15 protein-coding genes are annotated in these 12,324 nt (G+C 68.2%); 9 read left to right on the top strand and 6 right to left on the bottom strand.

Annotated elements, in window-relative coordinates:
- The first annotated feature begins 7 nt into the window (after positions 1–7).
- The 9 genes from EOD42_RS14290 to thyX all read left to right on the top strand — a co-directional run bounded on the left by EOD42_RS14290 (position 8) and on the right by thyX (position 8,207).
- Entirely contained in the window at positions 8–958 is a 951-nt protein-coding gene (locus EOD42_RS14290; RefSeq protein ID WP_127788211.1) for a radical SAM protein, read from the top strand.
- Positions 951–2,633, top strand: coding sequence for a DNA cytosine methyltransferase (locus EOD42_RS14285; protein ID WP_127788210.1), 1,683 nt, complete (start codon positions 951–953; stop codon positions 2,631–2,633). The genes EOD42_RS14290 and EOD42_RS14285 overlap by 8 nt, the downstream gene beginning before the upstream one ends.
- Positions 2,633–2,878, top strand: coding sequence for a hypothetical protein (locus EOD42_RS14280; protein WP_127788209.1), 246 nt, complete (start codon positions 2,633–2,635; stop codon positions 2,876–2,878). The genes EOD42_RS14285 and EOD42_RS14280 overlap by 1 nt, the downstream gene beginning before the upstream one ends.
- Positions 2,859–3,359, top strand: coding sequence for a hypothetical protein (locus EOD42_RS14275; protein ID WP_127788208.1), 501 nt, complete (start codon positions 2,859–2,861; stop codon positions 3,357–3,359). The genes EOD42_RS14280 and EOD42_RS14275 overlap by 20 nt, the downstream gene beginning before the upstream one ends.
- 100 nt (positions 3,360–3,459) lie before the next feature.
- Positions 3,460–4,428, top strand: coding sequence for a hypothetical protein (locus tag EOD42_RS14270; RefSeq protein ID WP_127788207.1), 969 nt, complete (start codon positions 3,460–3,462; stop codon positions 4,426–4,428).
- Positions 4,425–5,249: a hypothetical protein gene (locus EOD42_RS14265; RefSeq protein WP_127788206.1), complete on the top strand. Its 825-nt coding sequence runs from the start codon at positions 4,425–4,427 to the stop codon at positions 5,247–5,249. Before EOD42_RS14270 ends, EOD42_RS14265 begins: the two co-directional genes overlap by 4 nt.
- Before the next feature lie 27 nt (positions 5,250–5,276).
- A complete protein-coding gene (locus tag EOD42_RS14260; protein ID WP_127788205.1) occupies positions 5,277–6,632 on the top strand; it encodes an RtcB family protein in 1,356 nt (451 codons plus the stop codon).
- 113 nt (positions 6,633–6,745) lie between these two features.
- Positions 6,746–7,012 (top strand): DUF2312 domain-containing protein, encoded by a 267-nt coding sequence (locus tag EOD42_RS14255; protein ID WP_240655171.1) that lies wholly within the window; start codon positions 6,746–6,748, stop codon positions 7,010–7,012.
- A 256-nt stretch (positions 7,013–7,268) separates the two neighbouring features.
- A complete protein-coding gene (thyX, locus tag EOD42_RS14250; protein ID WP_127788203.1) occupies positions 7,269–8,207 on the top strand; it encodes an FAD-dependent thymidylate synthase in 939 nt (312 codons plus the stop codon).
- Positions 8,208–8,219: 12 nt separating this feature from the next.
- Here the strand turns inward: thyX and EOD42_RS14245 are convergent, their stop codons facing one another.
- The 6 genes from EOD42_RS14245 to EOD42_RS14220 all read right to left on the bottom strand — a co-directional run bounded on the left by EOD42_RS14245 (position 8,220) and on the right by EOD42_RS14220 (position 12,305).
- A complete protein-coding gene (locus tag EOD42_RS14245; protein ID WP_127788202.1) occupies positions 8,220–8,867 on the bottom strand; it encodes a hypothetical protein in 648 nt (215 codons plus the stop codon).
- A gap of 248 nt (positions 8,868–9,115) precedes the next feature.
- Positions 9,116–9,427, bottom strand: coding sequence for a hypothetical protein (locus EOD42_RS14240; protein WP_127788201.1), 312 nt, complete (start codon positions 9,425–9,427; stop codon positions 9,116–9,118).
- Positions 9,424–10,725: a hypothetical protein gene (locus tag EOD42_RS14235; protein ID WP_127788200.1), complete on the bottom strand. Its 1,302-nt coding sequence runs from the start codon at positions 10,723–10,725 to the stop codon at positions 9,424–9,426. Before EOD42_RS14235 ends, EOD42_RS14240 begins: the two co-directional genes overlap by 4 nt.
- Entirely contained in the window at positions 10,722–11,087 is a 366-nt protein-coding gene (locus EOD42_RS14230) for a hypothetical protein (protein ID WP_127788199.1), read from the bottom strand. The genes EOD42_RS14235 and EOD42_RS14230 overlap by 4 nt, the downstream gene beginning before the upstream one ends.
- 10 nt (positions 11,088–11,097) lie before the next feature.
- Positions 11,098–12,078 (bottom strand): peptidoglycan-binding protein, encoded by a 981-nt coding sequence (locus EOD42_RS14225; RefSeq protein ID WP_127788198.1) that lies wholly within the window; start codon positions 12,076–12,078, stop codon positions 11,098–11,100.
- Positions 12,075–12,305: a YgdI/YgdR family lipoprotein gene (locus EOD42_RS14220; RefSeq protein ID WP_127788197.1), complete on the bottom strand. Its 231-nt coding sequence runs from the start codon at positions 12,303–12,305 to the stop codon at positions 12,075–12,077. The genes EOD42_RS14225 and EOD42_RS14220 overlap by 4 nt, the downstream gene beginning before the upstream one ends.
- Positions 12,306–12,324: the final 19 nt, after the last annotated feature.

Below are 12,324 nucleotides of genomic sequence, written 5' to 3'. Positions count from 1 at the left end.
CCCCCCCATGTGGAACAGCATCCGCGAGATCCAGGATCCCGCGCAGAACGTCTCGAAGTTCGTCTTCACCAAGGATACGGCGGTCGCCGAAGCGGTACTCTACCGCTACCCGGACTATGCCACCCGGACCGTCATCTGCTGCTCGACCATGAGCGGCTGCCCGATGGGCTGCCGCTTCTGCGGCGCGGGCGATTTCTTCGCGCGCTCGCTCAGCGCCGAGGAGATCGTGGCGCAGGTCGAGCACTGCATCGCCGAGACGGGCGTCGCGCCGGCCGAAATGAAGCGCCTGCAGATCATGTTCATGTCCATGGGCGAGCCGTTGCTGAACCTGGCCGGCCTGATCCCGGCCATCGAGCGGCTGTACGCCATGTATCCCAGCGCGGCGCTGCTGATCTCGACCTCGGCGCCCGATATCGGCAAGGCTTTCGCCGATGTCGTGGATATTAGCGTCCGGGTGCCTACCGTCGGGCTGCAGTTCTCCGTGCACGAGAGCACCGATGAAGCCCGGGACAAGCTGATCCCTTTCCAGCGCAAGCTGGGCCTCTGGGACATCGCGCTGCGCGGCGCGGAGTGGGCGCAGGCCACCGGCCGCCGGCCGTTCTTCAACTACTGCGCTCACGACGAGAACAGCGCTGACATCGACGCCGAGCGTCTTGCCAAGCTCTTCCACCCCACGGTGTGGAACGCCACGGTCTCGGTGGTCTGCGAGAGGTCGGAAGGCCTGCCCGCGACGAATGAGCACCAGCGCCGGCTGGCCACCGGGTTCGGCGACAAGCTGCTGGGCCTCGGCTTTGATGTCCGGGTCTTCGACCCCGCCGGCCAGGACACGATCGGCGGCGGCTGTGGCCAGCTCTGGTTCGTCCAGGAATGGGCCAACCAGAACCCTGACCAAGCGCGCCGCTCCATTGGGTTCGGCCGGCCTGAGGTCCACGCTCCGGTGGCCACCGCCCATGCCTGATGGTGGGTCCTTCCGCAGGCGCCGTCGGCCGCCGGCACCGAACCCCGCCCAGTGGCCGCTGGACGAGGGGATCACGGTCGTCCTGTTCGCGGGGCTGGGCGGCGCTTGCGCGGGGCTCGAGGAGGCTGGCTGCCCGGTGCATGTGGCGGTCAACCATGACGCAGTGGCTATCGCCGCTCACCAGGCGCTGCACCCGCACACGAAGCACCTGAAGGGCGACATCTTCGACATCGACCCGGTGGCGGCGACTGGCGGGCGGCGGGTGAAGGTGCTCTGGGCAAGCCCAGACTGCCGGGACCACTCCGTGGCGAAGGGCGGCGCGCCGCGCAGCCCCCGTGTCCGGTCGCTGGCCTGGCAGGTCTGCCGCTGGGTCGGGAAGACCAGGCCGGAAATCGTCCTGATGGAGAATGTCCGCGAGATCCGGGGCTGGGGCCCGCTGATCGCCAAGCGCGACAAGGCCACCGGCCGCGTCCTGAAGCTGGACGACACCGTAGCGGCGAAGGGCGAGCACGTGCCCCGCCAGCAGCAGCAGCTGGTCCGCGACAAGCGGCGGCTCGGCCGCAGCTTCCGGGCCTTCGTAAAGCACCTCGAGCGCCTGGGCGCCACCTATCAGGACCGCGACCTGTGCTGTGCCGATTTCGGCGTGCCCACGACGCGGCGCCGGTGGTTCGCCGTGCTCAGCTTCGACGGCAGCTCGCCGGCCTGGCCGGTGCAGAGCCATGCGGAGGAAGGGAAGGGTGGTCTGCTGCCCTGGGTGCCGGCCTACAGCATCATTGACTGGTCGCTCCCGATCCCCAGCATCTTCGAGCGCCCGAAGCCCCTGGTGGACGCCACGCACCAGCGCATCGCCTTCGGCCTGCGGCGCGAGGTGCTGGACCACCCGCAGCCGTTCTTTATCCCGCTGACCCACAGCGGGCCCCCGCGGTCCTATCCCAGCACGGGGCCGCTGCCGACACTGACCACGGCGCAGCGCGGAGAGTTCGCCGTCATCGCGCCGAAGCTGGCGGCCGCCACGATGATCCAGACGGGCTATGGCGAGCGGCCGGGCCAGGCGCCCCGCGCGCTCGACATTCAGGCCCCTCTGGGCACGGTCGTGGCCAGCAGCAGCAAGCACGCGGTCGTGGCCGCCTGGATGGCGCAGCACAACCTGGGGAACATCGGGAACCCGGTCAGCAAGCCGCTCTCGACCCTGACCACCCGGGGGACGCAGCAGCAGGTCTGCGCGGCATACTTCGCCCACCTGCGCGGCACCGGTACCTCGCTCTCGGCCCAGGATCCGCTGCCGACCCTGACCGCTGGCGGCAACCACATCGCCGCCGTCGCCGCCTTCATGACCAAATACTACGGCGAGGGCGGCGTCTCGCAGTCCTGCACCCAGGCGCTGGATACGGTCACGACCAAGGCCCGCTTCGGGGTGGTCACGGCCAGCTTCGCCGGCGAGCAGTACATCCTGCACGACATCGGCATGCGGATGCTCGAGCCCCATGAGGCCGCCGCCGCGCACGAGCTGGAGCTGCCGAAGCAGATCGTCATCGACGGCGTCGCCCGCGCGCTGTCCAAGACGGAATCCATGCGGCTCATCGGCAACAGCGTGCCGAAGCGAATGGCCCGCCTCCTGGCCGAGCGTAATGTGGTTCACCGCCTGGCCGCGCTGCGCGGTGCGCGGGTGGCGTGATGGCCGCCGCCACCCGGGATGTCGTCCAGGCGGCGATCCAGCGCCTCTCGTCCCCCTTCCTGCCGCCCATGCTGGGAGGCGGCACGGTCATGGTCGAGAAGACCGACCTTGCGGTGCTGCTGGCCGAACTCGGCCGCCTTCGCACCGCCCTTCGCGTCAATGGCCTGCGCCAGGGCGCCAGCCCCACCGAAATCGACGCCGTCGTGTACGGCGAGGAGACGCCCCATGCCCAGATCCCCTCTTGATGTCACTCGGGACCAAGTTCTCGACCTGTATGAGATGGGCCGCCTGCCATCCCAGATCGCCAAGGACCTCTGCATCGCCCAGGCCCTTGTCTCCCGCTGCCTCGGCGCCCTGCGCAACGCCAAGGTTCTGCCCAAGGCGAAGGAAGACCATCAGCTGAAGGGCTGGATTGTCGAGCGGGCCAAGGCCGGGAAGGGGCCGACCACCATCTCTCGCGAGATCGGCCTGAACCCGAGCTATGTCGAAGAGATGATCCAGAGCTTCCGGCTGACAGGGGACTTGCCGTTACCCGAAGACGGCGGCGCCGACGATGTGCAGCATCCTGCCATCCGCCCCCTCAGCCTCGAGGAGGAACGGGTGTTCCTCTCCCTTCGCGAGAGGGGCGAGAGCGAGACCCGCGCCATGGCCGGCATGCGCTCCTACTTCGCCTCCCGCGCCAGACGCCAGATCAACGCCACCTCGCGCGCCGCGATGGCCGCCTGATGGTTCTCCTGGCCTTTCGTGCCTGCATGGCGCTTGGCGCCGTCGCGGGCTTGCTGCTGGCCCTCGGCCTGACACCCTGAACTTTCGGAACCCTCATCCGATGTCCAAGACCGACCCCGACGACAAGCGCATCGCCTCCTGGTTCGAGAACCACGAGATGACGGAGCGCCAGTCCATTTCCTGGCACATGGCCTCCCGCTACCGGGCGGTGCAGTTCCGCCAGCAAGGCCCCCAGAAGCTGGCCAAGGTGAAGACCTTTGCGGACAGCAACTACGCCTTCAGCGTGACTTGGACGCCCGGCTCGCTGGCCATTGCCGGTGATCTCGGCACCTTCAATGTCACGCATTACCAGGCCATGAGGACGCTGGAGAGCACGCTGAAGTGGCTTGATGGCATTGAGTTCAGCTACCTCATGGAGAAGTCCAGCGCCAAGCGGGAGTTCTCGGCCGAGGCGACGACTGCCTTCATCATTCAGGCCGCCAATGAGCCCGCCCTGGAGATGCTGGATGGCCACCGGCCGCGGTACGGCATCGGTCGACGAACCTCCGGCTACCGGCAAGAGCTGCAGGAATATCGTCGGGAGCGCGCGCCGGCGCTGATGGAGTGGCGAGACGAAGCCAGGGCCGCAATACGCGCACGCCTGGCGGGAGAGGATGTCGGCATCCCCAACAAGGACGACTTCCTGCCCGAGCCGCCGCAGGCGCTCGCTATCCCGCGCAGGGAACGGCGCTTTGGCGACTTCGATGCGCGCAAGCAAGGCGTGACCGACCTCTTCGAGGTGCCGGACGGGTGGGAGCTCTGGGCGCGGCTCTGGCAGGAGTTCGATTACAACGACGCCGAGAGCATCTTCACTGCCGCCGGGCGCCGGGAGATCAAGGAGGCTCTGGAACGCCACCTGAGCGATGGCGGCCCCGAGAACGCGGCGGACCTCTGCTACCGGCTGGGGATGGAGGACTACTACGGCACCCACGAATACCCGTTCTCGTGCCGCGTCCATTATCAGGCCATCCGGGCCTGGGTGGAGAAGGTGAAGGCTGATCGCGCCGCCAAGACTGAGGCGGCGGCATGAACGCCGAGATGATCCGCGACGCGCTGCGCCGCCGCTACCCCAGCCAGGAATGCGTCCTCATGTTCGAGGTCGCGGACGGCACCGGCGCTCATACGAAACGCCATGCCGACGCCGTGATGATGAACATGTGGCCAAGCCGCGGGCTGGCCATCGAGGGCTTCGAGATCAAGGTGAGCATGTCCGACCTGAAGCGCGAGCTGCTGAACCCCGAGAAGGCCGAGGCCATCGCGCAGCACTGCGACTGCTGGTGGATCATCGTCCCTGAGTATCTGAAGGTCGATGTGAGCACGATCCCCGTGGGCTGGGGCCTGATGACGGTCGCCGGGGATCTGAAGATCACCGTCGCCCGCCAGGCGCCCCGCCACGATCGGGCATCGGTGCTGCCGAAGCACTTCGTCGCGGCTCTCCTGCGCGCGGCCCAAGGCGCGCAGGTCAAGCTGTACAGCAGCGCGTTCGAGGCTGCGGTGAACGAACGGGTTGAGGCCCGGGTCGCCGACAAGCTCGAGTATGAGAAGGGCCGCATTGAGCGGGCTGCCGGCGGCGCGGCGCGTGTGGCCGCGCTTCTGGCGGATTCCGGGATAGAGCTCGACGGCTGGAAGGCCTCGCCCGAGCATGCCGCTGCCGCGATCAAGGCGGCCATGGCCCTGCAGGACAGCGCGCCGGAGATCTTCAAGCACCTTGTGGCCGCTGAAGCCCACTCGCGCAGCGCCATTGGCGTGATGACCAGTTTCCTCGGCGCCACGGGGCAGGAAGCCCCTCAAGTGCCCTCCTACTTCCTTCCCGATGCTGAGCGCCCCAAGGCGCGCCGCCGGGCCAACTGACCCTTCCATCCTGAAAGGCCCCTCGTCATGAGCGACCCCATCATACGACGCCCGGACGCCTTCGAGGCCCGCGCCCGCGAACTCGCGATCGCAGCTGGCCTGGAACCGGACGCCCGCGTCCCGCACGAGACCAAGGAAGGCCGTTCCATGCCGGCCTGGTGCACCTTCCGCGCGACCGCCCGCGCCGAGGTCGTCGCCGCTGCCGCCCAGGAGGCGCGCGGCGTCTCCGGGCAGGATGAGCGCTACGCCAGCGCGCCTTTGCTGGTGTGCGGCGACCATGAGCAGGGCACCATCGAGCAGATGCGCACCTGCATGAGCGTGGGCAACGTTCTGGCGGGCGCCCTCTGCGCCGACGGGCACCTGGGCTATGCTCAGCCGGTTGGCGGGGTCATCGCCTATGAGGGCCAGATCTCGATCTCCGGCGTGGGCTATGACATCGGCTGCGGCAACATGGCCGTGCGCCTGGACACCCGGTACAGCGACATCGCGGAGCGCCGCGCCGAGATCCTGGGCGACATCGTGAAGGCCGTCTCCTTCGGGGTCGGGCGCACGAACGCCGAGCGCGTGCAGCACCCGGTGCTGGACAACGACGACCACTGGCGCGCGGCCGATGTTGAGAGATTCCGGACGAAGGCGGCCGAGCAGCTCGGCACCGTGGGCAGCGGCAACCACTATGTCGACCTGTTCCGCGACGAGTTGGGCTTCGTCTGGATCGGCGTTCATTTCGGCAGCCGGGGCCTCGGCCACACCTCTGCCACCAAGTACCTCAAGGCGGCCGGCGGCCAGGACGGTATGTTCGTGCCCCCGGCGGTGGTGGACGAGAACTCGGAGCTGGGCCAGCGCTACCTCGCCGCCATGCATCTGGCGGGCGAGTACGCCTATGCCGGGCGTGAGTGGGTGGTGGACCGCGTCCGGCGGATCATCGGCGCTGTTGTCACCAAGGTCGTGCACAACCACCACAACTTCGCCTGGAAGGAGATCCACCACGGGCGCGAGATGTGGGTGGTCCGCAAGGGCGCCACTCCTGCCTGGCCGGGGCAGGAAGGCTTCGTCGGTGGCAGCATGGGCGACAACGCCGTCATCATCGAAGGCGTTGATGGCCCCGCCTCCCAGGCAGCGCTGCGCTCCACGATCCATGGCGCCGGGCGCGTCCATGGCCGCCGCGAGGCGCACCGCCGCTTCACCCGCGAGCAGATGCTGGACTGGCTGCGCGAGCGTGACGTGCTCGTCCACGGCGGTGATGTCGACGAGAGCCCCATGGCCTACCGGCGCCTGCCCGAGGTGCTCGCTCATCACACGGGCAGCATCCGGGTCACCCACCAGCTGACGCCCTTTGCCGTGGCCATGGCCGGCAGGGGCGACAGCGACCCCTACAAGGACTGAGGCGCATGCCCAGGAACACCGACCCCAATCACATCCGTGACGTCCTGGGCGCGAAAGCGGCGCGCCAGGCGGCTGCGGGCAAACCCCAAACCGATCTCGAGGAGTTCACCGGCGTGCCCAAGGAACAGGAAGACCGCGAGCGCGATGTTGGCGGCGTTGCCGCTGACCGTCTCCGCAGTATCGTGGAGAGGATCGAGCGGCTGGAGGAAGAGCGCAAGGCGATCGGCAGCGACGTCAAGGACATCTACGCCGAGAGCAAGTCGGCCGGTTTCGAGCCGAAGGTGATTCGGCAGATCATTGCGCTGCGGAAAAAAGAACCGGCGGAGGTGGAGGAACAGGAAACGCTCCTCGACCTGTACCGCCGCGCGCTGGGGATGTGAGCATGGCCCCGCCACCCTGGGCCGGCGAGGCACCACGGCGGGTGTCTGCCCGGAAGAATTCCCCGCACTGGCATCCGTATTGGTCCTTCCACGCCCGGGTGCTGCTGGGTGGGGAACCGCTGAGCCACGTGATCGAAGCCGACGCGGACGAGGGGTGGGCTGAGATCTACCCCCAGCCCATGCGGCAAGAGAACGGCGAGCTCGTCACCCTGCGCAGGCACGGTGAGATCCAGATCTTACCTCCGGAGGAGGAAGCATGCCTCTGAGCGACGACCAACAGCATGAGATCATGGACGCCCGCGGCGTCGGCATGATGACTACGCGCCCGGTGGCCCGGGCCCTGGACGACCAGCTGCACCTGCCCAGGCCGGTGCTGGACCACGGCTTCATCCGGGTCATCGACTACATGGGCGACGACGCGGCGGTGGTGCAGGCGGCCCGGGTCTCCTACGGGCGCGGCACCAAGGCGGCCAATGAGGATCGCGGGCTCATCCGCTACCTCATGCGCCACCGGCACAGCACGCCGTTCGAGATGTGCGAGATCAAGCTTCACATCAAGCTGCCGATCTTCGTCGCCCGGCAGTGGATCCGGCACCGCACCGCCAATGTGAACGAATACTCGGCCCGGTATTCCATGCTGGACCGGGAATTCTACATCCCGGCGCCTGCCCAGCTGGCCGCCCAGAGCAGCGTGAACCGGCAGGGCCGTGGTGCGGTGCTGGAGGGCGAGGAGGCAGACGATGTTCTGCGCCTGCTGCGTGAGGACGCCGGCCGCAACTTCGACCACTACCAGGACATGCTGAACGAGGATGCTGAGGGGAACTCCATCGACCCCGACCGCGCCGGCCTGGCGCGCGAGCTGGCCCGCATGAACCTGACCCTCAACACCTACACGCAGTGGTACTGGAAGACCGACCTCCACAACCTGATGCACTTCCTGGCGCTGCGCGCGGACGCGCATGCCCAGTACGAGATCCGCGTCTATGCGGAGGCGATGCTGGAGGTGCTGGAGGCCTGGGTGCCCCTGTGCGCCGAGGCCTTCCGGGATTACCGCCTCGGCGCCGTCACGCTCTCGGCGCAGATGCTGGCGGTGCTGCGGCGCCTGCTGGCGGGCGAGGCGGTGGAGCAACCCGCTTCCGGGTTGTCGAAGCGGGAATGGGGGGAGCTGATGGCGACCCTCGGCCGGGCCGCCTGACGGCCACCCCGGCTACGGCCAGGGAATGCTCTGGCCTGGCCTCAGATCGAAGCTGAGCCAGTGCCGGCAGTCCACCCGTAGCCAAGTGGGGCCAGGGGCTGGTTCTGGCCCAGCGGGGCAGCGGGTGGCGGTCTGCGCGGCCATGGCATCGAGGTCGCCGCGCGTGCTACGGCCGCGCTGCTCCCAGCGTTCCCACCGCACCTTGCCCAGGCGTTCCGCGAAGAAGAACCGCTCCATGTGATCGGCCGTCTCGCGATACCGGCCGCCGTAGTGCTCGGAGACTATGGTGGCCCGGGTCACCTCGCCGGTGCCGCCGCGGTTATCCCGCCACGACCAGGCCATGTCGGCGAGGCGCCATCGGGTCGCACTCCAGTTCCAGCGCTGTGGGCATTCGTCGGCAGCGCGGGTGATTGCGACCTGGACCTCGGCCTCCATCCAGTTGCCGCGCGGCGTATCGCGCCACAGGAGCCAGCCACCGCCGGCGGGGCAGTCCACCCCCTGCATGTACTGGCGACCGCCACCAGGATCTTGGGTGAGGTAGATGGCCACTCCCCAGGGGCCCACGCGGATGGCGTCGCCGCCATCGCCGGGGTCTCGGACATCGAAGGCCTCGAAGGAGCTGGCGAAGTCGAAGGTCTGAACCACGGTGCCATCAGGCATGAGCACCGCGTCGCTGATCTGGGCTCCTGACCAGTCCACGCGGCGGTAGGGCTGGGGGCCAGGGCGCGCCGGGGTCGCCGCACAGTCCGAAAGGGCAGGGCGGCCATCGGGGCAGTTGTGCTGCACCAAGTAGCGCGCCGCGTCTGACAGCGTCGTGGAGCTGGGCGGCGGCGGGTTGGCACCGAGCATGACGCCACACCCGAGAAGCGCCAGTATCAGCAGAAGTGCCTTGGTGACTTGTGCGCTCATCAGGCGGCTCCGTCGTCGGCGCCGATGACAGCCAGGAAGGCCACCTCGTCGGCGAAGCGGTGGAAGGTCTCGAAGAACATCGCGTCCGGCAGTCCGGCGGTGCGCCGTGTGGGCGTTGCAGGCTCCGGATCGATGCGAGCGTCCGCCCAGGCGGCGGGCAATACCGTGTCGACCGGCCAGGACGCATTGACGTGCCAGCCGGGACGCACCGTGACGGCGTAGACTGGCGCGCCCGTCTCGGCATCGACGCCGATGTGGGCACCTAGGCGGTGGATGACACCGACAACATCCACCGCGATCGGCTTGATCATGTGAGTGGCATCCCGTTGACGTGAGACTGCAGCTGCCCATCAGACACCGCGTAGGGCAGGGTCCGGACATAGCCGACGCGGCCGAACATCGCCGTGGTGAGTGCGGCGTTCGACATTCCGATGACCGCCGTGGTCAGCCCGGACGGGATCGGGCCGGCCAAGGTCTGCACCGCCCCATTGCGAGCGACGATCCGCATCGAGTTGGCATCGAAGGTCATGCCGACGCTGAACGGCGCACCTGCCGCCAACCCGGCCACTACATCCAGGTTGGTGGTCGTGCCGCCCAGCGTCTTAAACAGACGAATGTTGCTCGTGTTCGCCTGGTTCTGCACCGCGATGCGATTGCTGTCCCCGCCGGCGTGGAGGATGAATAGGCCTTGATTGGCAGCTGAAGTGGCCAGTTGAGGCAGCACGCCGCTGAAAAGGACTGTGCCTCGATCGGATTGCAACCCGGCTTGGGCCAATGTGAACGCAAGCTGATCTGCATTTCGAGTGGACTGTGCGGGTGATCCCACTGCAGGAAAGGCGGGCGAGGAAGCGAATAGAGCCTGCTCTGCACCGAAGTAGAAAAAGCGCGCCCGGAGAGCGATCGTCGCCCCAATGGCGACCTGGAACAGAGTGGCCGCGATGATGGCAACGGTTCCGGCATCGGTCAGCGTTCGGCTGGCCGATACCAACTGCATGCTGGAAGACGGCGCGAACAATGTATCGATCGCGGATCCGGCGCTGGGGGTACGCTCCTGCAGGCGGAAGCGAGTATTGGTCACATTGGTGAGGCTGCCGCCGACGACGCGCATGCCCGACGACGCAGTCCAAGTCTGGCCCTGTGAGGCTGTGATGCCGCCGCTATTCGGCTCCGGCTGATACCCCAGGTAACCGGCCGCCGTCGCGGTTCCGCCCCACTCAATGTCCAGATACGGGTAGCCGTATTCTACGCCTGTTCCGACGATCGAGTAGGCGATGCCCGCGACGGTGAGAACCGCTCCATTGGCCGGCGACGTTCCTGGCGTACCGGCCACGGCGCCCTCGTGGCGCGGGTTCCGCACAGAATTCGTGCGCTGCCCTTCGATCGACAGCCAGTTGTTGGCCCCACCGAACACCGGCACGTTGGAGCCGTACTCTGTCAGCACACCGGCTGGGCTGACGTCCCATTTCGACCCAACGCGGGAGAAGGTGCCGCCAGCGATCCAGCCTGGTGACACGAGTGTGCACAGCCCGCTCGGCCCCAGGAGCCCGCCAGCGGCAGCCCAGTTACCCAGGCCGAAGCCCGTGTTCGGCCCCAGGAGGCTGACGCTCATCTCGCGAATACCAAGCGGATGCTGGCGCCGGCTGCCTGCGCAGCGCTGCACTTGACCCGGATCCAGGCCACACCCGCCATCACGTCGCCGAAGAAGCCGATGAAGCGGCTGGCGCCGGCCGTGACCGTCACCTGGTTGCCGGCCGCGTCATAGATCGGAACCCAGTCGCTGGCAGGCGGCGCGCCATTGGTTGTCGGCGGCCCGGCCTCGAAGGTGATGTTGCCGGTGAAGCCGCCAGGCGTCACCAGCCCGCGCAGCACGCCCTGCTGGGCATCACAGTTGACCGCATCGGACGTGTCGCCGTTCACCGGGACCGAGACATTCAGGCGGCTCTGCGGCTTGCCCAGACGACCTTGCTGCATGGTGATCTCCTCAGCCCGCCAGCGCGGCCTTGATGGTGGGGTAGAGCTCGAGGACGTGCTCGAGGCCGATGGTGCCGCCGTTGGCGAGGCGGCGCGCGGCCTCGACCCCGCCGCTGCGGTAGACGGCGCCGAAGTTGTTGCTCCGCCAGTAGAAGACGGCGCTGTGGGCGGCGCCCTGCCGCTCCGTCAGCTGCGGTCGGAGTTCGTCGAGGGTGATGCCCCGGGCCTTGGCCAGCGCGGACAGGTTGTCGTAGCCCGTGGTCTGGAACAGGCCGTGGCCGCGGTTCGCGTAGCCGTCGCCGCTGCCCGCCGGGCGGTTGCCCATGCGCCCGCCATAGACCTTCTCGGCTAGGCCATAGGCGTTGCGCGCGAAGGGCTCGGCATCGGCCAGGGTCGGAAAGCGCTTCGGCCAATTCTCCCGGATGCGCTCGGGCTTGGTGTAGAAGAGGTTCTCCACCAGCACCGACAGGCCGCCTGTCTCGTTGACCACATTCGCCAGCCAGGCGGCGAGCTCGCCGTCGCGCGGCATGCCCTCGCCCTGGATCTCCTTCGCGATGACGGCGGCCCAGCCAGCAGGATCCACGGTGCCCACGGCGCGCAGCGCCCGGGCGATCGAGGTCTGCAGCAGCAGCTCGGAGGTGCTGGCCGCGATGGGGCGCTCGAACACCGCCGGCGCCGAGGTGCCCTTGATCCCCAGCGCGCGCCAGGTGGCCGGTCCAGCGATACCATCAGCGACCAGCTTCTGTTCGACCTGCCATTCGAGCAGCGCGTCGCGGGTGCGGAAGCCGAAGATGCCGTCGGGCTTCTCGCCCAGGGCCGTCTGCAGCCACGCGACATCGGTGCCGCTGCTACCCATGCGCACAGTGCGGATGCCGGCCTCGGACGGCGGTGCGACGATAGGCACCGGGTCCGGCTGCGGCGCGGCGGGCGCGATCGTGGGCGTGTAGAAGATCGCCGGCAGGGCGAGGGCGATACGAGACAGCAGGCTCATCGCTTGCAGACGCTCCGATTGAAGGCGCGGTCGGCGGCCATGGAGGCCATCATCCGATCCAACGCGGGTTTGGCCGGCGGCGCGGCCAGCTCAGCGGCAGCGGCCTGTTGCACCTCGAGCGGGAACTCCGTCAGGCGCGGGCAGGGCCGCTCAGAAACGACCGGCGTCGAGCAGCCGGCCAGCGCCAGTGCGCTCGGCATCGCGAGCAGCAGCATCAGCACCTTCACGGGTGGTCTCCTGGCGTTG

The organism is Rhodovarius crocodyli (assembly GCF_004005855.1).
Classification (GTDB): domain Bacteria; phylum Pseudomonadota; class Alphaproteobacteria; order Acetobacterales; family Acetobacteraceae; genus Rhodovarius; species Rhodovarius crocodyli.
The sequence above is the reverse complement of the archived record's forward strand: the minus strand, read 5'-3'. Positions and strand labels throughout refer to the sequence as shown.